This is a genomic window from Chryseobacterium sp. NRRL B-14798 (assembly GCF_050470705.1).
Classification (GTDB): Bacteria; Bacteroidota; Bacteroidia; order Flavobacteriales; family Weeksellaceae; genus Chryseobacterium; species Chryseobacterium cupriresistens.
The window spans coordinates 3,834,248-3,857,187 of the sequence record NZ_JBFLUL010000005.1; the positions used below are offsets into that span (position 1 = coordinate 3,834,248).

A 22,940-nucleotide genomic window follows, 5' to 3' on the forward strand; every position below is an offset into this window, starting at 1 on the left:
GACAAATGAATACAATTAATAGAATTTATTCTGTGATACAACGAACACTATATCCGCCTGCACGAACGCTGCTGGCGACACTCACGCTGCTGCTATAGAAGTTCAGGCTGTAAGCGGAGTCGCTTGTATTCTGAGTACTGCTCCAATAGCGCCCGGTGCTACCACGGCTGCCCAAATTGCCACCGGTATGGCTACGGAAGCCAGCAGCAGGAAAGGTTAAGGTCTTTCCGTTACCTGTAAACTTTTTGGCAGCTCCAAAGTTAGTAGCATCTGTAGTAGTACTCCATGTACCGATGTTGCTTGCAGTAGTGTTGTTTATCAGGTTCTGAAATTGTGTTCTCGTAGGAACCCTGAAACCTGTAGGGCAAGGGTCATTTACGGTCTTGGAACTATCACTCCATGCATTATTGCCTGCATAGGCGGGATTCCAACCTGAAATGGCACCTGATGTTGAGCTGGCAGTAGCTACAACAGCCTTTCTGCCCCACTGATAGTAGTTCCCATGAATCTCCTTAACAGGAATATCTGGATCCAGGCTCTCATCTGTAGCCCCAAGGTTATACCTGTACCAGGCCTTTGGATTACCGGGCATGAGAACAGTCTTAGACATAGCGACAGATTTCGTTACTGTACAGTTTGATCCACCAAAAGATATAGAAATGTTCTTTGTACCGTATGTAGTAGGCTCTCCTGAAACATTATACACAATAGTACCGCTGCCATTGGCCAATGTACCAGCAGGACGGGTAAAGGTAAGTCCGTCTTGAGTAAAGGAATACTCCGGGTACGCTCCGCCATTGCCACCAGTATATGGTATTGTTAATGTTCCTGTATAGGAAGTCCACTGTGTAATTTGAGAGGGTGAAAATACCGCAGATCCGCAACTTAATGAACTCACCGTAGCAGTAGATGCCGTTACAGGAATACTGAAGCTGCAGGACTGACCTGCTACACTCACAGCAAATACAGCCGTACCGGAACCACTTGGTGTACCTGAGATATGGAACTGAAGGACACCGTTAGCTGTGGTAAGGACTCCTCCGGGAAGGCTAGCCACAAGGCCCGTGACTCCGGTAGATACAAAATTAACAGATTGGTAGGCTCCTCCATTACCGCCTGTGTAAGGAATTGCAGTACTCACTCCACTTGCCGGAGCCCCGGAATACACACTGCCCGAAGTAGCAGCTGAAGAACAGTCTAAGGACATAATCACAGGAGCAGAAACATTCGATGAGCACATAGAACCCCATTTCGGGGTAGAGCCGTCCGTAGAATCATTGATCATTAGACACCCCTGGTCATTGGCATAGCAGTCTGTACAGTACACGACCAGTCCTAAAGAGGGATCAGGAATAGAGTACATCTGCGCCCTGGTCATTCTGGGTGGCAAAAATCCCTTGGTAATACTTTGTAACTCCAAAATAGAAGACGGGTTTGAGGTATTGGCTCCCACACTCATTCTTCCATTTACAAATCCCATAGTACCTTCATTCATATCCATCACACGGGGACTGGTAAGGGTTCCGTTGGATGTATAAATAGTACTGGATTCCCCTAACTTTTTCCATACATTCTCCCCTGAATCAAAGTAATAATGTCCCGGAGCATTGACGTTAGCGGTCTGTCCGGTATCGTTACCACTTGAAACAGCTTCCGTAATGTATACAATAGCACCTTCCTGGCCGGCACCATATTGAGACGTACCCGAGGCCGCAAAAAGCGCATCGCCGGTAAGCCTGGGAACAAGAATCCCTTCAGGTGTACTCCCGTCTGAATGTTTGGCCACCACATCAAGGGTCGCCAATGGAGAAGTAGTGTTAATTCCCACCTGACCGTAAAGTGTGACAGGAAAAATAAATCCTGCCATCCATAGTAAAGTTTGTTTTTTCATTGTTGAGTGTTTAAATTAATTACATTTTAAGTATATAAAGAAGTTTTATAACTTCGTAAAAGATAAGGTACAGGGCCTAAAAGAACAGTTTTTTCCATTTGGCGATGGTATTACGGCTTAGTTTAAAGTGATTTGCCAATTGAGAATTATTCAGTTGATGCTCTTTCTGGTAGTCCAAAATCTTAAATATGGCAGACTTACTATAAGACCTGTGTCTTCCATTATTCGTTTCACTGGTTTTTCCAAATATTTTGGTATTAATCTCGATGATTTCTATTGCTGAAAATCTTTCTTTTTCCAATAATATTTCAAGTTCTTCCTTTTTTTCTATAAATTTCTTATGGAGAATATCCATATAAATCTGCTTGTAGTCCGGCTGTTGCATTGTATCAGTTATCATATTCTAATTTTTGGTTACACAATCAGATCCTTAAGGCTTATTTTCCATATTTCTTTATCCATTGATACAAAGTGCCCCTCGGAATCTTATACTTCTCTATCGTTTGGCTTTTGGTCATTTCCCCGGAATCAATCTGTTGTAATATAAAATCTATGATTTCCTTTGTATAGATATTCTTTCTGAATTTTGGAAGTGAAACCTTCCCTAATGATTCTTTGTGCTTCACAGTTGAAGCCGGTGAATACAGGATGAGATGCTGAGTATAAAGCCTGAAAAAATCATACTCTAATAACTTGCTCCATTTCAAAAGCAAATGAGTATCCAGATCTGTTTTCCTGTACATCTCCATAATATCTTCCTCCTTACAACTAAAAAAATTGCATATTCTCAATATATACATATCACAGTCCGCAACATGCTGACTGATTAAAGAACCTATATGTATATTTTTAAAATTCATTCTGAAAACTTATTTGTTAAAAAATTGACAATATTCCTGAGCCTGATAAATGTGGTATTTTTTATAAGGTATTTTTTATATAAATTAATTTCTTATTGTACTTTTTAAAATTAAATTTGTATAAGTGGGGATGTGATAAGAAATTGAACCGGAGGCCTTCTTTTCTTTGGACAAAGTAAGGTGGAAAGTGATAAAAATACCAAAATACTGCCCTCACAATATTATCACGATTGTAAAAGAAAACATTTAAAATGCTGATTTTAAATTAGTTAAATTACATTCGTGTTAGATGGGCATATATAACATGAATTCTGCAAAAAAAAAGCATCTATTATTTATTAATGATAAAATTGAACGTTTATGGTAGAAAAGTTGAAGCTTTCGGATATTAAAACAAGCGGTTTCAAAAGTGAAGCTGCTTGTTCCATTTAAGGTGATCTGTATTGTAATGCAATGTTAGTTTTTTGTGAAGACTTGTATAAGTAATTTTGAAATTAGTGTTGTTCCTAACGTGTTCTTTACAAGCCTAACAATATCATTTCCACCATCCGAATGATAATATATTGATGTCATGAGATTTTAAATTCATCAAAAATAAATGTTGATTGTTTTTCTGTGGCATTAAAACTGATAGCCTTGTTTAATTTTTTTGTAGGGCTAAAATAATTCAATTTCAATTGAGAATACAAGAGAGCGACTCATAAAATTTCGGTGTATTCGCAATCATTAAAATTTTTCATTTAATAACTTTTGTGATTTTTATTTCCATTAAAGTTTATATTCCTGATTCCTTTCGATTGTAAAAGATTACTTTAATGAAAGATACGTAACAGCTTCGTCCATTACCCTGTCTAAAAATGTTTTAGGGCTATTGGTCATTTGTTCTAGTTCAGTATCTGATGGTGGTGTCACATAAATATCAGGTTTTATTCCAATCCCCTCAATAACATTGTTATCAAGATTTTTAACAGCCATTAATGGCATATTAAAATTGAGAATCCCTCCAGCAACCACATCCCGTATACCTCCATTAAAATCATCGTCACCTCCCAATCCTGCGGTAGCTCCTGTGCTGTAGTCTCCTATTGAGATTACTTGTGATCCCTGACTTTTGAGCATTAGTGTTGATAATTCCGACATGCTACCACTGCCTCTATCAGTTAGAATAACAATTGGAATATTGCTGGGAATTCCAAACTGATGTGGTTTTACCTGGACAGGCACCCAAGGTGTATAATTAAATCGTCCATTACCTTCTTTTGTTCTTTGGTAATACGCAATAGTACTTTTAGTAATAAAACGGTCAATTAAAAAACGGGCATCCAAAACACTACCTCCACCATTACCTCTTAAATCAAGTATAAGTTTTTTAATCTCTCCCTTATGTAAAGGATTTAGAAATTTTTTATAAAAAGGTGAATTTGTCAGTATTTTGTTCGCCACTATCTGAAACAGATCCAGGTTATATCCAGATTTTACATGGATATTCATTTTATTTTTGAACCATGTAATATAATCCACCGTTTCATTATTTAAAACAGGTTGATATGTTGAATTTTCATTATATTTAATTAGATTCTGTGATCTATCTAATAAATGCTGGGTCAGAGCTAAAAAAGAATCTGATAATTTTTCAGTAGTTTTGAATGTACCGATGTGGGTGTTAAAAGTTTTCACTTCATTTGAACTGAAGAATGAATTCCATTCATTTAAGATGTTTATAGTAAAGTTTTTAACTTCATTCCTTTTGTTTATATCATTGATTGTATTAAGTTGAACACTGTTTTCAATTTCAGCGGGAGTAAGAACTAATTTATTACCAGGGGCTGGACTTAAGTATTTGTCTTCGATGGAAATTTTAAGAAAGTGTGCTAAAGAAAAATTATCATAGGAGAAATAGTAAATGTCCGGGTTAGATTTTAAACGTCCTATAAGATATGTCATTTTCCGATAAGAACCCTCATAAAAATAGGATTCCATGTCATTTAATTTATCTTTCTTATATCCGTATTTTGCCTCGAAAGAATAAATATTAGGCCTAGCATCATTCATTCCTCCTGAAAATGTATAAGTCACATTATAGCGAGAAGTTGAATAGGGCATTGATATCTCTACATAAAAGTGTCTATCAATAATAGGATTTATTATTTCTCCAAAATATTCTGCTGCTTTCTCAGTATCAGTCTGTATTTGGGTGTCGTTTACTCCCGCAACATTGTAAGATTTTAAAGCAGCAAATTTTGGATAGTATTCTTTGTAAACAGCATTCCAGTCTAGTTCATCTTTTCTTTTCTGTTCATAAAAGTAATTATAACGTTGATCCATTATCGTCCAAAAAACTTTAAAAATATCGGCATAGGATTTTATATCATTGACAGTATATCTTGTTGGCTCCTTGATAGAAGAATCATAATCCTGCATACAAGAGCATAGATGTGTTGATATAGATATCAGCACCAGACCTAAATAAATAATATTCTTTTTCATTTTTATATGCTTTTAAATTATAGAAATATTGTTATTTAAACTTATAAGATGTACCTATAGAAATCATATAAGAGCGGAGTGTGGATTTACGGTTTTTATCGGCATTGGTTTTATCAATATCCGAAAGTCCATAGTGATAATTGTAAGAACCGTAAACGTCGAACTTTTTAAAAGAATATCCTACTTGTACTAAGCCCGCTAAACCGTATCCCCAACGATTGATCTCGTTTTCATTTTTCTTAAAATCATATATATCAGAAATTTGCGTATAATTGAAAGTTGTATCTTCCTGCAGTTCACCAAAAACAGGATACCTCCCTTTTCTTTTCATTCCTAGCCAATAATCCGTATACATTCCTCCTGCAACACTTAACCATACTCCTTGAGTTTTATGTGGATCATTCAGGATATAAGCGCCAACCATTAAAGGAAAGATTAAAAAATTATTGTTATACTACGTATACCATCCTGTACGGCTTCCTGTTCTTTTAAACTTATAATTCTTTTGCCTAAAAAATAATCCTCCAGACACAAAAAGTGATTTCCAGATTATATATTCCCCTGACAAATTCAGTCCAAAACCATATCGTCCGTCGTATTTTGAATCCACAAGATTTGAAACATTCGAATTCAATACACTATATGTGTACCCAGTATCCAAACTTACGTTCAGCATATTTTGCCCTGTTACTACTGTATCAACAGAAAAAAAAAAAAACAAGACAAAAAATTTTAGATAATCTCTTTTTCATAACCTTATTTTAAAAATTTATATAATCCAAAGTATAAAGTGATTGTTATAACAAAAACGATTGAATCCATCAAGCTCTTAAAACTTATTTTTTATTTGATTTGCGATACTAACCTATAGCTATTCGGTTCATCAGCAATCCCTTATACACGATCATTTAGGTCTCTATCTCATTAAAGATTTCTACCCACAAGAAATCCTTGCATTATCATTAAAATACCGCTAGAATAACTATAATACCAAAGCATGAAGTTTGCACTTTTATTCCTTTAAAATCATAATTTAATTTTAAAAAATGCATATGTCTGCTTCAAATCAAAAACTTGTACTCTACAGCTCTTATCAGTAAACAGTTTATGTAGGAAAACTTTTTACGAGTTTTGCACGATCCATATTACAGATTGTAAAAAACAACAGTTTTTCTAATATATTTTCCGAGATATAAGCGCTATTCCATGAAATTTGACTGAATCTTAGTTATTACAATGTAGCATGTTTTTTATGAGATATATCGTTCACAAAATTTCTTTAAAGTTTTTTTTGTAAAATCTAACTAACCAATAATTACGTAGTGTGTTGCTGCTCTAAATTAAATACAAAGTGATAAATCAACAAAAATTACCCCTCATAATATTATCACTACAACGAGAAATAAGTTTAATATAATGATTAAGAGCTTAGTGAATAACAACGATAGCAAACTTACCTCTTGTATATTTGTTTTCATTTTTCGCACGTCTTTGTTGGTAAATGTAAATCTTATGTAAACATTACTGTTGAGTATAAGTTCAAATATAGTAAGACCTCACTTCAAAGGTTCTTTTAAATGACATCGTTGATTATACAACAGTAAGAATGATTGACGCTATGGTTACAGCAACCAGTCCCTTATCTCTTGTTTAAAGAAATAATTGAACATATTTTCAGACAAATATTCAAATTATAATACAAAGATTCTTTTAAATATTCTTCTACATTTTTTGTAAAACCTCAGCGGTGGCTAGAAGACTATTGAAGCTAATTAAGGACCAAACATGTCAATTTCTGAAAACTTACCTTTCCATCATTTTTAATACTTAAAATTATTTTGCAAGTAATTTAAAGTATATGAAAATTATCCGGCCTAAGTGAGCTTTGCAATCCTTGATTAATATGGCTCAAACGACCTAAATCATCTATAAGTGTTTGAAGATACACTCGTATTGGTCACAAGACCGACATTTGAAGATTTCATTCTTAAATATCGTTTTTTTAATCTCTTTGCTCTACAAAGTCTACCAGCTTTGGATTAAGTTTAAATGAAATGATCTATCCCAATTATCAAAAAGGATAAGAACAGTCTTCATATTTATTTATGCTCCGAGTAAGGCGGAGCTAAATTTTCTTGTGCCTGCGTAATTTAAAAATTTAGTTATTTTCTAATTCTATTTCCAAATTATTATGCCCTTTCCGGCAACTATGAATATTTTTCAAAAAACAAAAGTAAACGGAATAATTGGAGCGTATCTTTGGGGAAAAATTTGTCTATACCATACTCCTTTGGGCCTTTTTATAGGTATAACTGTCGTTTTCTACCTGAGAAACTACCTTTAATATAAAGCCAATGCTGTAGTCTCTTTGTGTTCATTTTTCACTTTTTAATTCTTGATTTTTCATAATAATTTGATTAACTGTCAACTTATTTCAGGACGGGACATTTATATAAATTTTGAAATCCTTATCTCTAGAATCAAAATATTCATATATACTTTCTATTCGCAATAAATCTTCTTTAAAAAAATTCGAGAAATCATCCGTTGGGGTTCCGATGCCGATATTGGATAGCGCTTTCTGTTCTTCTTTATTTTCAATAGATCTGCCTGCATTTTCCATCGCTGATAAGAGGTCAGCCTCTGTGTAAAGTTTGGGAGGCTGGGTTGTTTTTTCAAGTAATTCGGTTTTTGAAATCTTCAGTTCATCACCTGTTTTGAATTCCGGAAGTTCAGTAAGGACTTCATTTTTATTATTGGAATTTTCATTGTCAGATAGAATTCCTTTGATGGCTCGCCAGCCTTTCTCTAGGATTGTAGAGCCTTTGATCTGGAATTCATAATGATGTACTTTGATGATGATATGGCTGACTTGTTTGGTACAGGCATGGGACAAGGATTCTAATAAACGGTAAGCAATCATATCATAAATGGCTTTTTCCGTAGCGCTAAGTGCGGAAGGTGTTTTGGTGGTTATGAGTAATCCGTGATGGTCGGTAACTTTTAGATCATTCACGATCCGCTTGTTGAAGTTTCCAAATTTTAGATGGGTTATGGCTGCTTTGAAGGGTTCGGTCTGATTCAGTATTCTGACCAGCTCAGGAATATCACTCCATACATCTTCAGGAATATACTTGCTGCCGGTTCTGGGGTAAGTGATGAACTGTTTCTCATAGAGGCTTTGGGCTGTTTGTAAAACCTCATCAGCAGAAAGCCCCAGTTTCCTGTTGGCTTCTTTCTGGAGTTCAGTAAGATCGAAAAGCAAGGGAGATTGCTCCTGTACTGTTTTAACAGATACATCTTCTACAACAGCTCTACCCTCTCGCTCTATAGACTTTTGGATTTGTTCTGCCTGCTTTTTTTCTTCCCAATTTAATAACGAAAGACTGTTAAAATCTGTATATTCTTTTCTGTGACTGAGCTGGATTTGAAAGTATTTTTGCTTGGTGAAGTTTTGATGCCGAAGAAACCGTTGACAGATTAAAGCAAGGGTTGGGGTTTGCACTCTGCCTAATGAATAAACATCTTGGTTTCCTGCGATGGTTAATGCCTGGGTAGCATTGATTCCTACCAGCCAGTCTGCTTCACTTCTGGCTTTAGCTGCTTGATACAAACCGTCAAAGGCATCGCCTGGCTGAAGGTTTTTAAAACCGTCCTGTATTGCTTTTTCCGTAAGGGAGCTGATCCAGAGCCTTTCGAAAGGTTTATTGCACTGTATGTAGTGATAGATATAGCGGAAGATCAGCTCTCCTTCCCTTCCTGCATCTGTTGCGACAATGATACTGCTGCATTGGTTGATAACTTGTTGTATGGTGTTGAGTTGTTTTAAAGCGGAAGGATCAGGCTCATAGCCTTTTGTTTTCTTTAGTTTTTTGGGAGTCAGGATAAAAGGGTTGGGAAAGATAGGCAAAGAGGCTCTGTTAAAGCCTCTTATACCATAATCTTCCGGCATTCCTAGCGATATCAAATGTCCCAATGCCCAAGTGACACAGTATCCGTTACCGGATAGATAACCATCTTTCTTTTCATGGGCTCCTAATAATTGTGCGATTTCTCTTGCGACACTCGGTTTTTCTGCGATGATTGCTTTCATATGATGGATTTAGATGTTTATTATAGTTTGGGTCCTCTTGGTTTTCTAACCTTTTTTTGCTGGTCTTCCTGCTGTTGACTGGCAGGCTGCTGCTGTTTTGATTCTAAAGGCTCCTTCACATTTTTAGTAGCTTCATTCGTTTTACCTTGGGTGTTAACCGCAGTTTGGGTCTTATGATCTTCTGTAGGTTTTGCCTCTTCTTTGAGCTTATTAGAGTGATTGAAGGAGAAATCGGTTTTGGAAGTTTCTTTGTTGAAGGTAATATAGCCTTGATAGGCTTTGCCCTTAGCATCGGTAAGACCGTCAATGTAAACGGTTTGCCCGGCTTTGAACTTTTCATACTGTGAATCATCCAGTTCTTTTCCTCTGAATACTTTGGGTACTTCTTGAGCCGTAGGTTGAGCTTGCTGTTGGTTATGATGATATTGACTTTGTTGTTGATTCTGATTATTATTGAACAGAAATTCCACATACCGCTTATCCGCATTGAACTGTACGGTTGCATTGAAAAGTTCACCTTTTTTGGAAGTCATCCCTTCAAGATACAATGGTCCTCCCTCCAATAGGGTTTGTTTCTGATGTTCATCAAGCCTAATTCCTTTGATTTCATCAGGGATTTTCATGTACTCCGCTCGATAAGCTACGAGTTCATTGGTGAGTCGGTCACGGCTGATGACAGATGGAATAATTTCATCCGTCTTAGGATTGACCAGATCTACTACCCTGCCCATATTCCCGGTTTCCTTAAGATTCTTCTTGTCTTCATCCGTGAACTGATGACCCAGAAATTTATTATTGAGACTGGGCTCCTTTCGGATTCCATGCAGATGAACGGCAACCTGTCCTGTATCTCCTGTCTGAAGAGATAATCGAACATCCATTTTGCTTACTGCCGTTCCCAGATTAATAGTGATCGGAATTAATGTATTGGTTTTAAATCCCCTGAGTAATGCATCCATCGCATTCATTTTTTCAAGCTTCTCCTGATTAAGTCCGAATTTCTCCATCGTTTTCCAGTCGATTTGTTCAGGCTGAAAACGGTACTCCTGATTGTCTGTGTTGTTGTCCATTGTATTTTGATTTTTTGGATTGTTGTTATGTTGAGGTAAAACTTCGTAGTCTTTTAGCTTTTCTTTTTCTTCAGGGGATGCCTGATCAACATATTTTTGAAGATCGTTAGCGGTATTGACGGCATCATATTCTGAAACTTTGAAAAAGTTGAAATGCGTAGGATTTTTAAGCTGCCGGTAAAAGTTGGAAAAGAAGTTGGAGAAAATATCACCGTGTTTATCTACCCTAATTAGCGGGTCGTTATCCTTTTTTTCTTGTGGAGGAACCTTTTGAAGATTACCTTCTTTATCTACACCTTTGACCATCTCAACCTGGTTGGTTTGAATGTTTAGGACAAGGAGTGTTTCTGTTGCTGGTTTGAGTTCATTAGGTTCCTGATGGTTTATCAATTCATTTTCCATTGTATTTCATTTAATGGAACCAAGGTATAAGCTCAATTATGATGCTCTAAAAGATTGGAATGGTGATGAATGATTTGGCTGTGGATGTCTTGTTACTATCAAGAATTTAAACATTCTCTGATCAATTGATGGACATCAGAAAGCTTATAGTACAGCTTTCCGCTGATGGTATAGTAAGGCAGTTTTTTATCAGTTCTATACCTTTGTAATGATCGGGAACTTATTTTTAAAAGCTGTAAAACATCCTGGTTATCCAGAAGCTGCTCCCCGTCTACTTCTATAAATCTGGATTGGTTCTTAAGCATTTGCTCTTTCAGAAGATCAAATCTTTCCATGATTCTCTCCATCCAGGCTATAAACTCTGTTCTTTCGATATTCATAACGGTGATTTTTATGATTATTGGTGATGTAAAATTGAACAAGAGAAATCATATAAAATCACTAGTTTTTCGTAGTAATGAAAAAAGAATATTGAATGATGAAATCTTAACCAAAAGCATCGTAACTTACAAAGCATTTAATAGTAAGGACTACCGATTATGAGTGAAATGTCTGATTTTAGAGAAAATTATATTAAGCAACTGGAAAAAGAAGCAGAAAAGGCATTGAAAGACAATGAAAAAATAATTCTTGACTTTATCCGTTTTGCAGCGAGTAAAAATATAGAATTAACTACTCAAGATTTTAGGTACACCCAAATATCAGGCATTTTTGTTGAATCACATGATATACTTTTAAATTAATATTTGGTTAAGCGCACTTTTATAACACCCTAAAATGAATTCAGTATAATATAACTGCGAATCTAATGCATGAGTCTTCTCATGAAGTTCTATACGTTTCGAAAGAACAATCTCCCCTTTATAGCTGAATGAGCAAAATGAATACACTTTAAAGCCTGAATTTCTTACAGATGTAGCATATCCCGTAGATGCAATTCCCCAATCTGTCCCAAATGATTCAGCGACCTTTACAGCCATTGTATCAGCCATTTTTTGGGTCTCAAAGCCGTTTTCCTCAACTTCAATACTGTTGATATCTAAAAAGTTAACTTTTTCAGGTACTGTAAAAGTCGTTATTCCTCCTTTGTAAAACAGTTTCGCATTAGGCATCTGGGAAAAAGCCAGCTGTATCAATCCCGAAGTGACACTTTCTGCTACAGATACTGTTTCATTCATTGTAATAAGTGAAATACTGATATAATCAAGTAAATTTTGCTGAAATTTCATTGCATCTAAAATTTAATGTTAATCTAAAAAGCTTTTTACACTGCTGAAATCAATGCTCAGATAACGTCATAGTCATTCATGGTCGTTACAAAATAATGCTCAATCATTTCCTTGGCATTTACGCACATTGACAAAAGATCTTCCCTGGTCATATCCTCAAAAATAAAATCGTCATGAACCTCAATAATGAACTCAGTCACTTTTTCAGTGTTCATAAGATCATAAGCCATTAAATCATTTAAATTATCTAATCTGCATTCTTCCTTAAAAAAGGGAGGTTTTCGGGAAATGGAATTCTTAAATTGAAAAAGATGTATTGTTTTCATGACTGTTAGTGTTAAGGTGATAATAAGAAAGTCTGTTTTATATATAAACATGGTGGTTACTCATGAATGTTCAAATAGATTTTTTTTGGATTCAGTTGATGAAATGTATTATATATCAATAGGATTAAAAAGGACAGAAACCAGAGGTTCCTATCCTTAATTAATTAAAACCTTCTGAAAATAGATTTACCTATTTTATAGAGATTTTAATAAGCTCATTATTAAAGTTGAGAATCCCTAAGTCTATTAATTTTATCATGGTGTATATTCGTTTCCCTAGTTTTTTTACTATTACAATGTTTTCTAATACCGGAGACCAGCATTTTGTACCATATATACTTTCAACTGCTCGCTATACTTTCCTTTGTAAAATTGTACTATTTATCGTACTATAAACTTTAATGGATCTGATAAATTCCTGATTATTATACTACAAAGATGGCCGTTTCAGTATAGACTACACTATATATATCTGGAATAATCTTACATATATCCCACCTTTTATAAGTCTTCCAGATTGCCAAGGCGTCTTTGTTTCAGCTGCTTATAAAATGAAGGAGAAAGCCCTGTGATCTTTTTAAACTGGTTAGACAAATGGGCCACACTGCTGTAATTAAGTTTATAGGAGATTTCCGTAAGATTGAGCTCATCATACAACAATAATTCTTTTACCTTTTCTACTTTATTAATGATGATAAAATGCTGAAGCGTCATTCCTTTCACTTCAGAAAAGGTATTTGCCAGATAAGTATAATCATATCCTAATTTTTCACTTACATAATCTGAGAAATTTTCTTTTGGAAGTTCATCTGAATAATGAATCATTTCTATGACTACATTTTTTATTTTTTCTATCAGGATGCTTTTTTTATCATCTAATACCTCAAGCCCTGTTTTAAGTAAATTTTCTTTCAGAATTTGTCTTTGTTCTGAGCTAATATCATCCAACAATTCTACTGTTCCCAAATCGACGACAGCATTTTTAATGCCCAGTTTTTCCAATTCCTGATGGACAACCATTTTGCAGCGCAAACTTACCATATATTTTATATACAACTTCATATCCCTTACGATTTACCCGTCAATTATTTCATTAACAGCCATTTACCCAAAGTTAGTCTATTAAATTGGAAATATCTATGATTTATACAACAAATTAAAAGACAATTGCAAAGCTTTCCTTTTTTAATGATTGAAATTTACAGGTAACAAAAAAATATTTTCACAATGTCAAAAGAAAAAGACGGAAAAAAGAAATCAGATAAGACTCCACCCGCAAAATCCGCAAAAGAGAAACGGGAGGATAAAATGAGTAAACGAAGAGAAAGGGAACAAGAAGCCCGAAATAACGTAAACTGATTGGTATCTGTAAAACGAGACGGAATTATACTTAGAAAAACAACTTTAGACTTTGAGAGTGAGGGTGTTTTAAACCCTGCTGTCATTCAGGATAGCGGAAAAATACACTTATTCTACAGGGCTCTTGCCAGGAATAATTTCTCCAGTATCGGATACTGCATATTATCAGATTATAAGACCATAGAAACAAGATTGAGCAGTCCGGTGATCATTCCCGAGTTTGAATATGAAAAACATGGGGTTGAAGATCCAAGAATCGTAAAAATCGATCATTTATTTTATATTACCTATACAAGTTATGATGGGGTTAACGCATTGGGAACACTTGCCGTATCAGAGGATCTTACTTCATGGCAAAAACAGGGGATAATTGTTCCCAAAATTCCATATAACAAGTTTAGATTTTTATCGGAGTCCCAAGGTGAAATAGGAGAAAAATACAAACGTTTCAACAAACTCCCGTCTGCTCATAAAAAAGATAAAGAGATCTTTCTTTGGGACAAAAATGTCATATTTTTCCCAAGAAGAATTAACGGTAAGCTTTATTTTCTTCATCGCATAAGACCTGATATCCAAATTGCAGGTATAGAAAGCATTGAAGATCTGAATCCTGATTTCTGGAAAGATTACTTCCTTCATTTTAAAGAACATATTGTATTAGCTCCTCAATATGAGCATGAAGTAAGCTATATTGGCGGAGGATGTCCCCCTATAGAAACCAAGCATGGATGGCTTTTGATATACCATGGGGTACATGATACCATTGAAGGGTATGTTTACAGCGCATGTGCTGCCTTACTGGATCTTAATAATCCCGAAAAGGAAATTTCAAGGCTTCCTTACCCTCTTTTCAAACCAGAAGAAGAATGGGAACAGAAGGGAGAAGTAAACAATGTCTGCTTCCCTACCGGAGCCATCGTAGAAGGAGATACACTCCATGTTTACTATGGAGCAGCAGATCAAAGAATTGCTGTTGCTTCTTTAAGTATTTCAGAATTATTGAAAGAATTACTACGGTATACACCATAACTGACTATTCAATACAGGATGTCAGACTTTAAAACAGATATCATCATGAATAAAAATATAAAATCAGACGTGGAGGAAAAGACAAAAAGACGATCTGTACAAAGTAATAAAAACACATTTTATCATAAACCTGAAATTATCTTTATAAGTACTTTTCCTCCTAAGGTGTGCGGTATTGCAACCTATTGTCAGGATTTGATACAATCCCTTAAGTTAAAATTCAGAGAATCATTTAGCATCATTACCTGCCCGATGGAAACTGAGGATGAGCATTATCAATATGAAGCAGATCCAGCATATCGCTTAAATACATCCGATGCCATATCTTACTTGGAGCTGGCTGATAAAATCAACAAAAATGACAGGATTCAACTGGTTATGCTCCAGCATGAATTTGGATTTTTCAACGAAACCCAAGACGGATTACTCCTTTTCCTTCAAAATTTACAGAAAGACCTCATCATTACTTTTCACACGGTTCTTCCGAAACCTGATCCCAAATTAAAAGAAAAGGTAAAAGAAATCAGCAGTTTCGTAAAATCTATTATTGTCATGACCGGTATTTCTGCGGATATCCTTACCAATGATTATGATATTTCATCTGATAAAATTAAAGTGATACCCCACGGTACCCATTTGCTGCCATTTATCGATAAAATTTCACTGAAAACAAAATACGGACTTAAAGATAAAAAGGTACTTTCAACATTTGGTTTACTGGGTGCTGGGAAAAATATTGAAACCACTTTAGAAGCTCTGCCTGAAATCGTTTCCCAAAATCCGGATGTAATGTTCCTGATTATCGGAAAGACCCATCCCGGAATCATTAAATATGAAGGAGAGAAGTACCGTGATTTTTTACAGGATACTATTAAGAGGCTTCATCTGGAAAAACATACGTACTTTATCAACCAATATCTACCTTTGAATGAGTTGCTAGATTATCTTCAGCTTACCAATATCTATCTTTTCACTTCAAAAGACAGAAATCAGGCAGTAAGCGGTACTTTTTCCTATGCCATCAGCTGTGGATGCCCTATTGTTTCCACCCCTATTCCTCATGCTTTGGAAGTCTTAAATGAAGACCTGGGAATCATTATTGATTTTGAAGCTCCGGAACAGCTTACTGCTGCCGTGAATACATTATTGAAAAATGAAACTGCTCAGGAAAAATTACGATCAAATAGTCTGGAAAAAATGGCTCCCACAGCCTGGGAGAATTCTTCTATTTCACACGCCTTATTATTTCAACAATACAACAAAGACAAAATGACATTACACTATACATTCCCGATTATCAATCTTAGCCATATCAAAAATATGACAACGGATTTTGGAATGATCCAATTTTCTAAAATCAACAAACCTGATATCAATTCCGGGTATACTTTGGACGATAATGCCCGTGCTTTGATTGTAGTCTGCAGACATTATGAAGTAAGCAGAGATGAATCTGATCTTGACTTAATCTCAACCTACCTGAATGTAATAAAGTTTTGTCAACAAACAGATGGTAGTTTTCTAAACTATGTAAATAAAGACAAGGAATTTGCGCAACAAAACTACGAAACCAACCTTGAAGACTCCAATGGCAGGGCAATCTGGGCATTGGGATACCTTCTTTCTACAAAAGCAATCTTACCACGACTGTTTTCTGATGAAGCAGAGTCCATCATTGAAAAATGTCTTCCGTCTATTGATAAAATTCATTCTACCCGTGCAATGGCTTTTATTATAAAGGGATTGCATTATCAAAACTCTGAAAACAATATTCCATTATTGAAAAAGCTGGCTAACAGACTGGTAAAAATGTATCAGCATGAGAAACATAAAGACTGGCATTGGTTTGAAAGCTATCTTACTTACGGAAACAGCGTACTCCCTGAAGCTTTATTGTGTGCGTGGATTACAACCCAGGACGAAATGTATAAACAGGTTGCCAATGAATCATTCAAGTTTTTGCTTTCTAAAACATTTAGTAAGGGAGGCATTAAAGTAATATCTAACAAAGGATGGCTGCAGAAAGAAACGATTAATAGTCCTGAACCAATTGGTGGTGAACAGCCTATTGACGTTGCTTATACCATACTAACCTTATCTACATTCTACAAGGTTTTTAATGATGAAAAATATTTGCAGATGATGAGGAATGCTTTTAGTTGGTTTTTAGGAAAGAATCATTTGCATCAGATTATTTATAACCCTGCAACAGGTGGATGTTATGATGGGCTTGAAGAGAAAAATGTTAATCTTAATCAGGGAGCAGAATCCACGGTAAGCTACCTCATGGCAAGGCTTTGTTTTAAAAAGTAATAGCATAATTAATGTTGTAATCCATTGTAATGAAAATAAGTATAGCATTCATGACAATAGCCTGCAAAGTATTAGTTTACTGGTAATTCCAACCAACAGTCAAACTTCTGATCAAACACTGATGTTGGTCATTTATCCACAGAAATGACATATTAAAAAGTTATTCATAAAAAACCTCCCTAAGAAGAGTTAAAATAACGGTATTAATTGTACTACATATACGACAAAAATAAATAGAATCGTATGACTTGCAACATATAAATGTAATTGATTAACACCTACATTTACTGTTCATAATAGTTGTACATTCTCATTAGTACAATTGACTCTCCCCTAAAAAGGAGGGTTTTTGTTATATAATCTACTATAGGGCCATTAGGGAGGCTAATAAGACTTTCATATAGGAAATCATAATTACTAACTAAGGTGCACAATTAGCAATAATTATGAAAAACCACAGGTAGCCAAAAGAAATCAGCCAATTTATTATTATCCAAGAATCCAGTTGTAATAAAAAAGTTATCGAGTAGAAAGTAACCGTTAGTTTGAAAATTCCAGAAAGATATCCAAAACTGCCGAACTCTTATTAAAAAGCTTAGTACAAGACATAAAAATCTTATAATGAAATAGATGATTTAACAATTACAAAGGGGCTCTGCCGTACAGGAAACAACAAAATATAACATTATAGCTTTCAAAGACCATCAAAGCAAAATAAAACAAGTATCGGTATCCCAAAGAAATGTGAGTTTTAATATAAAGCTATAATGGGAAGAATAATAAAAGTATAACAATGTTTATGTTTATTGAATAGTATAATTATATACTGTATCTTCACTAAGATATAAATAAAGTCTTATTTTAAATATTCCGAAAAATGTTTTTTTCAGGATATAAACACGCTCTATTGTATGTAGTTTTTGTAATTGATAATCAGCAAGAAAACATTCTATCTCATCCATCTTTTTTCCAATTAACTGATCTTCTGATATAATATTCTGACTTTTATCTTGGAAGTAATATTTTTTACTGGTCATATCGATAAATAATTTTTATTGCAAAATCTTTTTATTATTTTCTGAGTACTTTTTTTCTAACTTGATTTCCGACGGTGGTTAATTAAAAGAACGGTTTGTTTGGTAAGGAAAAATTATTTCCCTGAGTCTTCAAAAGTTTTTTGTGGATTGAGTTTGATGAAATATATTCTATATAACCACCATATCATATAAACTAAAGATGCTGTTTCTGTACATATCAAGCTATATAATGTATCACTTAAATAGGTTTATGGTACAATTGTAATAAAAAGATAAATTAAAAATATAGCAATCAGTACAATCCCCTGCATGATATTGGTTCTGCCTGTTGCCAGTGAAACAGTAATAATAAAAAGGGAAAGTCCTAAAAGTATTGTTGATTTAATATCTATTCCTAATGTCATTCTTATACCGGTTATTACTGATATGATGGCTATAGCAGGAATACTGAGTCCGATACTGGCCAAAGCAGAACCAAAAGCCAGATTTAATGAGGTTTGGATCTGATCACTTTTTGCAGCCCTGAATGCAGCCAACCCTTCAGGAAGAAGAACAATACCAGCAATAATGATACCTACAAGAGATTTGGGGGCACCCGCGGAAACCACTATATGCTCAACATCCTTTGAAAGAAGCTTTGCCAGCAAAACGACAATTCCCAGGGATAATAGTAACAATATACAACTGATATACAATTGTTTTCGCGAAATCATTTCATGATTACTTTGAACAGGCTGATTTTTGGATAGTTTGTTCTCTGGAGAAATGAAAAAGCTTTGATGTCTAAACGTTTGGATCATAGTAAATCCAAGATAAAGCCCTAAAGAAATTAAGGCAATAAAAAGCAATTGAAAGGAGGTATATTCACCTCCGAGATGACTTACCGTATAATTAGGGAGAATGAGCACAAAAATAATCACAGAGGTAAGCGTAATGAGTGCCGTACTTACCCCCTGTAGTGTAAAGCTTTGTTCCCTATATCTTAACGAACCTATCACAATACAGCTTCCAATGATTCCGGTAAGGATTATCATTACTGCAGCAAAAACCGTATCTCTGGCAAGGGTAATGGTTTCTAAGCCTTTTGCTCCCATCATAATAGAAATAATAAGTCCTACTTCTATGACCGTAATGGCAAATGCCAGAAGCAAAGTTCCAAATGGCTCTCCCAAACGATGGGCAATAACTTCGGAATGATACACCGCTGCCAAAACACTTCCCATCAAAAATAAAGCAAGAATCACAGAGTAATACCCTGATGAAAAAACAAAATTGCCAACATAAGATAACCACGCCAGAATAGGAACCAAAAACGTCCACATCCATAAATATTTTTTTATATACATAAAAACAATAATATTTTTTACAATTGAATTGTCCTTTGGAGAAAATCACAAGATTGATATTCCCTTTTTCAAAACAGTTTCTATAAATGATTTGAAGCAGACTAAAGAGGTTATACTGGAAATATCAAATAATGAAAAAAGTGAATAGGTCGGAACTTAAAGTCCGGATCATCAGTTCAATGTAGTTATTCAGCAAGATACGATTAATTAATCACTTATTTGGAATTATATAGTAGTATTTTAGGTTTGTAATCATGTCCTAAGGCTCAAAAATCTCCATTACTTCATAAATAGTCATCAAAGCAACTGTTTTTATGATCAACCGTCTTACATATTCTTAAAAAGAAGCTGGAATTTTGTAAAAGTGTGATATGTACAACATAAAAGAAACAATCTGTAATACAATAGATTATTAAACACCCATCTTTGTATGGTAGCAATGAAGTTACACTAAAATCCACCTTATGGACACAAACCAAAACAAAGGCGACAAATTTTTCAAAACTCCTGGAGCCTGGATCGAGCAGTCAAAACAACTGAAAGAAAAATTTTCAACATTAACGGACCACGATCTGAAGCTTGAAGAAGGGAAAGAAAGGGAAATGCTGGAAAGAATCGGAAACAGATTAAGAAAAAACCGTGAAGAAGTTCTCAATATTATCAAAGAAATCAATCTTTCATAAATTGTTTTCAAGGACAATTAAAGCCAATGAAAAGATATATTTATCAAACGCTTTCACTGGAAAAAGGGATGGAATATTAGACAGTTCTATCCCTTTTATTTACAATACCATCTACTCTTTTTATGTTTAAACCCACAGTGATGAATCATAGAGAACTTGAAAAATCGAAAGTATATATTACAAGCCAGATTGTAGATTACATTCCAAATTCTGTAGTGAGTAAAAATATACTGGAAAAACTGACCGGCAATATCAGTGTTTTATCTTTTGATGACAAAGAAGGGTTATCTGAAAAGTTAATATATCCTACCTTTTCCAATAGAAAATCCAGAAGGGAAATAAATAAAAACTTCCTAAAACCTTATATTCAATATAGAGTAAGTATTCGGTTAATTCCGGCAAACCGGACATTTAATACAAGTAATCAAAAATGTGGCATGTGTAGTATGCAAAAACCTCCCCAGGGCATCGGGAGGTTAAAAAAGTGTAAAAATGAATAATAAATTATAATGATGTGTGTTAAATAAAACTTTTTTTTTATCGCATCAACCAGCATACCAAATTAATCACTATCTGATGAAATTATCATTATTGTGGTATATTTTATTAATTTTACATATACGACAATAATAATTAACATTGTATAATTTGTTTCGTGCGTATGCAATTTAATTAAACATACATTTACAACTCATAAATCTGTACAGTCTATAGTACATTTGACTCTCCCCTAAACAAGGAGGGTTTTTATTATACAAAAAAACTCCCAGGCATTAGGATTAAAAAAAATGTTTGTTGAAATATAAATTTCAAAAGCTCTAAGATACAGATTATAAGTTAGTTTCAATGGGCAGTGTCATACTTTTGCTTTAAAAAATAATGGAACTTTATAGTCTTGGGCAGCAATGTATTAGGGCAACTTGGCGTAGGAAATTATATAGACTCCTCAACCCACATCAAATAGGATTTGAGAATGATTGAAAGGAAACTTCTACAACAATATATCATAATCTTACCTTAAAAACTAACGGCACTTTATGGGCATGCGTAACAATGATTGGGTCAAAATTCAGGTGATTGGAAAAATATTGAATGTGATTACAAAACAAATTAATTCATTATGCACCTGGGGATTCAATGACAGGGATAATTAGGAAATGGAACATTTATAAATAATTTAGGTCATTGTTCAGTACTGGGAATAAAAGACACTCCTATACCATCTTTAAGTATAAGGGTATTTTCCTAACCCTGTATCAGAATACTTATACTTTTCCAAAGAAATGAAAAATATTAGAATTTATAGTGCAGGTGGCATCCTAGTTGAAGATTTAAAAAACCTTAATACTGATAAAATTAACATATCAACAATTAGTTCAGGTGTTTATTTTATTGAGGCAATTACTGTTGACGGAAAAGATGTAAAAGAAAAAGTTGTAAAAAATTAGTCGTCTGATAGAACTAAAATAAAAGGCTGTTTCTTATTTAAACAGCCTCATTTTATAAATTTACAAAAGTTGTTGCAGCATATTATCATAGCATCGCAACAAATCAAGGTGGTTATGATAAATCAACATGTATAAATGAAATTGAAAGCAGCAAATATGCTCAATATTCAGTTGGTAACAATAAATAAACAATCTCCACTTAGAGCTGGGGATTAAATTAGTAACAGCTACTACAATATTTTTTTATCTATTCTTTATTCCCGGAAGTATTAACATAATAACATCCTCCTTTTTCAACAACCGTCTTACATATTCTTAAAAAATAAGCTGGAATTTTGTAAAAGTGTGATATGTGCAATATTAAAGAAACAATCTGTAATACAATAGACTATTAAACACCCATCTTTGTATGGTAGCAATGAAGTTACACTAAAATCCAACTTATGGACACAAACCAAAACAAAGGCGACAAATTTTTCAAAACTCCTGGAGCCTGGATCGAGCAGTCAAAACAACTGAAAGAAAAATTTTCAACATTAACGGACCACGATCTGAAGCTTGAAGAAGGGAAAGAAAGGGAAATGTTGGAGAGGATCGGAAACAGATTAAGAAAAAACCGTGAAGAAGTTCTCAATATTATCAAAGAAATCAATCTTTCATAAATTGTTTTCAAGGACAGTTAAAGCCAATGAAAAGACATATTTGTCAAAAGTTTTAACTGGAAAAAGGGATGGAATATTAGACAGTTCTATCCCTTTTATTTACAATACCATCTGCACATTTTATGTTTAAACCCACTGCGATGAATCATAGGGAACTTGAAAAATCAAAAGTATATATTACCAGCCTGATTGTAGATTACATTCCAAATTCTGTAGTCAGTAAAAATATACTTGAAAAACTGACCGGCAGTATCAGTGTTTTATCTTTTGATGACAAAGAAGGGTTACCTGAAAAGATTTCTCCTTTCGATACTGTTGCACAGATCATTGAAGGTAAAGCTGAAATCATTATAGACGGAGCTTCTTACTTTATGGAAGAAGGTGAATGCATTATCGTTCCTGCCCATAAATCTCATTCTATAAAAGGAAATAAGCGCTTTAAGATGATATTAACAATAATAAAAAGCGGCTATGAATAATCTGAATACCATATCTATTTTAACAAAAAAGATATTAAAAAAAACAGTTGAAATTCAAAAAGAATTTCCTGAACTCTATGAGCTTTTAGACGAAACACCACTATTTTTTTCTTTTACAGAGAAAAATATAACAATCAGAGATCTAAGACAGTATCTTATTTCCCTTATAATACAGCAAAAGGCCTTTGAAAAAAGGGCTATCATGAAAAATGATTTACAATAAAAT

The 22,940-nt window shown here is 34.3% G+C and carries 19 protein-coding genes and 3 pseudogenes; 9 read left to right on the forward strand and 13 right to left on the reverse strand.

The window, feature by feature from the left end; translation table 11 throughout:
* Positions 1–25 precede the first annotated feature (25 nt).
* From AB1278_RS17630 to AB1278_RS17665, 8 genes and pseudogenes are all read right to left on the reverse strand, one after another.
* The gene (locus AB1278_RS17630; RefSeq protein ID WP_429816047.1) at positions 26–1,891 is read right to left on the reverse strand and encodes an FISUMP domain-containing protein; all 1,866 of its coding nucleotides are present in this window, start codon (positions 1,889–1,891) and stop codon (positions 26–28) included.
* A gap of 76 nt (positions 1,892–1,967) precedes the next feature.
* Positions 1,968–2,291, reverse strand: a complete 324-nt coding sequence (locus AB1278_RS17635; protein WP_429816045.1) for a helix-turn-helix domain-containing protein — start codon at positions 2,289–2,291, stop codon at positions 1,968–1,970.
* Between the two features lie 37 nt (positions 2,292–2,328).
* Positions 2,329–2,634, reverse strand: a complete 306-nt coding sequence (locus AB1278_RS17640; RefSeq protein ID WP_429816042.1) for a helix-turn-helix domain-containing protein — start codon at positions 2,632–2,634, stop codon at positions 2,329–2,331.
* A gap of 924 nt (positions 2,635–3,558) precedes the next feature.
* Positions 3,559–5,238, reverse strand: a complete 1,680-nt coding sequence (locus AB1278_RS17645; RefSeq protein WP_429816073.1) for a S41 family peptidase — start codon at positions 5,236–5,238, stop codon at positions 3,559–3,561.
* A gap of 31 nt (positions 5,239–5,269) precedes the next feature.
* Positions 5,270–5,990 (reverse strand): annotated as a pseudogene (locus tag AB1278_RS17650) (PorT family protein).
* Between the two features lie 1,796 nt (positions 5,991–7,786).
* Positions 7,787–9,331, reverse strand: a pseudogene (locus AB1278_RS17655) (DNA topoisomerase); the annotation flags it as partial.
* Positions 9,332–9,351: 20 nt separating this feature from the next.
* On the reverse strand, positions 9,352–10,803 hold the full coding sequence (locus tag AB1278_RS17660) for a DUF3945 domain-containing protein (RefSeq protein WP_429816076.1): 1,452 nt from the start codon (positions 10,801–10,803) through the stop codon (positions 9,352–9,354).
* 98 nt (positions 10,804–10,901) lie between these two features.
* On the reverse strand, positions 10,902–11,183 hold the full coding sequence (locus AB1278_RS17665; protein WP_002980966.1) for a helix-turn-helix domain-containing protein: 282 nt from the start codon (positions 11,181–11,183) through the stop codon (positions 10,902–10,904).
* A gap of 159 nt (positions 11,184–11,342) precedes the next feature.
* Here AB1278_RS17665 and AB1278_RS17670 point away from each other — a divergent pair, with 159 nt between their 5' ends.
* Entirely contained in the window at positions 11,343–11,546 is a 204-nt protein-coding gene (locus tag AB1278_RS17670) for a hypothetical protein (protein WP_429816080.1), read from the forward strand.
* On the opposite strand, the gene AB1278_RS17675 is transcribed toward AB1278_RS17670, so the two are convergent.
* The 3 genes from AB1278_RS17675 to AB1278_RS17685 form a co-directional block, all read right to left on the reverse strand.
* Positions 11,538–12,032: a CinA family protein gene (locus AB1278_RS17675; protein ID WP_429816083.1), complete on the reverse strand. Its 495-nt coding sequence runs from the start codon at positions 12,030–12,032 to the stop codon at positions 11,538–11,540. The two genes, AB1278_RS17670 and AB1278_RS17675, sit on opposite strands and share 9 nt — an antisense overlap.
* A gap of 56 nt (positions 12,033–12,088) precedes the next feature.
* A complete protein-coding gene (locus tag AB1278_RS17680; RefSeq protein ID WP_429816086.1) occupies positions 12,089–12,358 on the reverse strand; it encodes a heme oxygenase in 270 nt (89 codons plus the stop codon).
* 501 nt (positions 12,359–12,859) lie between these two features.
* A complete protein-coding gene (locus AB1278_RS17685) occupies positions 12,860–13,420 on the reverse strand; it encodes a helix-turn-helix domain-containing protein (protein ID WP_429816089.1) in 561 nt (186 codons plus the stop codon).
* Between the two features lie 297 nt (positions 13,421–13,717).
* Here AB1278_RS17685 and AB1278_RS17690 point away from each other — a divergent pair, with 297 nt between their 5' ends.
* Positions 13,718–14,746 carry a pesticidal protein Cry7Aa gene (locus AB1278_RS17690; protein WP_429816092.1) on the forward strand — a complete coding sequence of 343 codons (1,029 nt, stop codon included), beginning with the start codon at positions 13,718–13,720 and terminating at the stop codon, positions 14,744–14,746.
* A 45-nt stretch (positions 14,747–14,791) separates the two neighbouring features.
* Complete coding sequence (locus AB1278_RS17695; protein WP_429816095.1) at positions 14,792–17,059, forward strand: glycosyltransferase; 2,268 nt, start codon at positions 14,792–14,794, stop codon at positions 17,057–17,059.
* Positions 17,060–17,862: 803 nt separating this feature from the next.
* Here AB1278_RS17695 and AB1278_RS17700 read toward each other — a convergent pair.
* Positions 17,863–18,096: a hypothetical protein gene (locus AB1278_RS17700; RefSeq protein ID WP_429816098.1), complete on the reverse strand. Its 234-nt coding sequence runs from the start codon at positions 18,094–18,096 to the stop codon at positions 17,863–17,865.
* Between the two features lie 248 nt (positions 18,097–18,344).
* Positions 18,345–19,442, reverse strand: a complete 1,098-nt coding sequence (locus AB1278_RS17705) for a calcium:proton antiporter (protein WP_310400643.1) — start codon at positions 19,440–19,442, stop codon at positions 18,345–18,347.
* Between the two features lie 464 nt (positions 19,443–19,906).
* Between AB1278_RS17705 and AB1278_RS17710 the strand changes: the two genes are divergently transcribed.
* From AB1278_RS17710 to AB1278_RS17735, 6 genes and pseudogenes are all read left to right on the forward strand, one after another.
* Complete coding sequence (locus AB1278_RS17710) at positions 19,907–20,125, forward strand: hypothetical protein (RefSeq protein ID WP_034692169.1); 219 nt, start codon at positions 19,907–19,909, stop codon at positions 20,123–20,125.
* Positions 20,126–20,265: 140 nt separating this feature from the next.
* A complete protein-coding gene (locus AB1278_RS17715) occupies positions 20,266–20,625 on the forward strand; it encodes a hypothetical protein (protein WP_310400641.1) in 360 nt (119 codons plus the stop codon).
* A gap of 753 nt (positions 20,626–21,378) precedes the next feature.
* Positions 21,379–21,573: pseudogene (locus tag AB1278_RS17720) on the forward strand (T9SS type A sorting domain-containing protein); the annotation flags it as partial.
* Positions 21,574–22,016: 443 nt separating this feature from the next.
* On the forward strand, positions 22,017–22,235 hold the full coding sequence (locus AB1278_RS17725; protein WP_034692169.1) for a hypothetical protein: 219 nt from the start codon (positions 22,017–22,019) through the stop codon (positions 22,233–22,235).
* Between the two features lie 140 nt (positions 22,236–22,375).
* On the forward strand, positions 22,376–22,714 hold the full coding sequence (locus AB1278_RS17730; RefSeq protein WP_429816101.1) for a cupin domain-containing protein: 339 nt from the start codon (positions 22,376–22,378) through the stop codon (positions 22,712–22,714).
* Positions 22,707–22,937 carry a hypothetical protein gene (locus AB1278_RS17735; RefSeq protein ID WP_429816104.1) on the forward strand — a complete coding sequence of 77 codons (231 nt, stop codon included), beginning with the start codon at positions 22,707–22,709 and terminating at the stop codon, positions 22,935–22,937. The genes AB1278_RS17730 and AB1278_RS17735 overlap by 8 nt, the downstream gene beginning before the upstream one ends.
* Positions 22,938–22,940 lie beyond the last annotated feature (3 nt).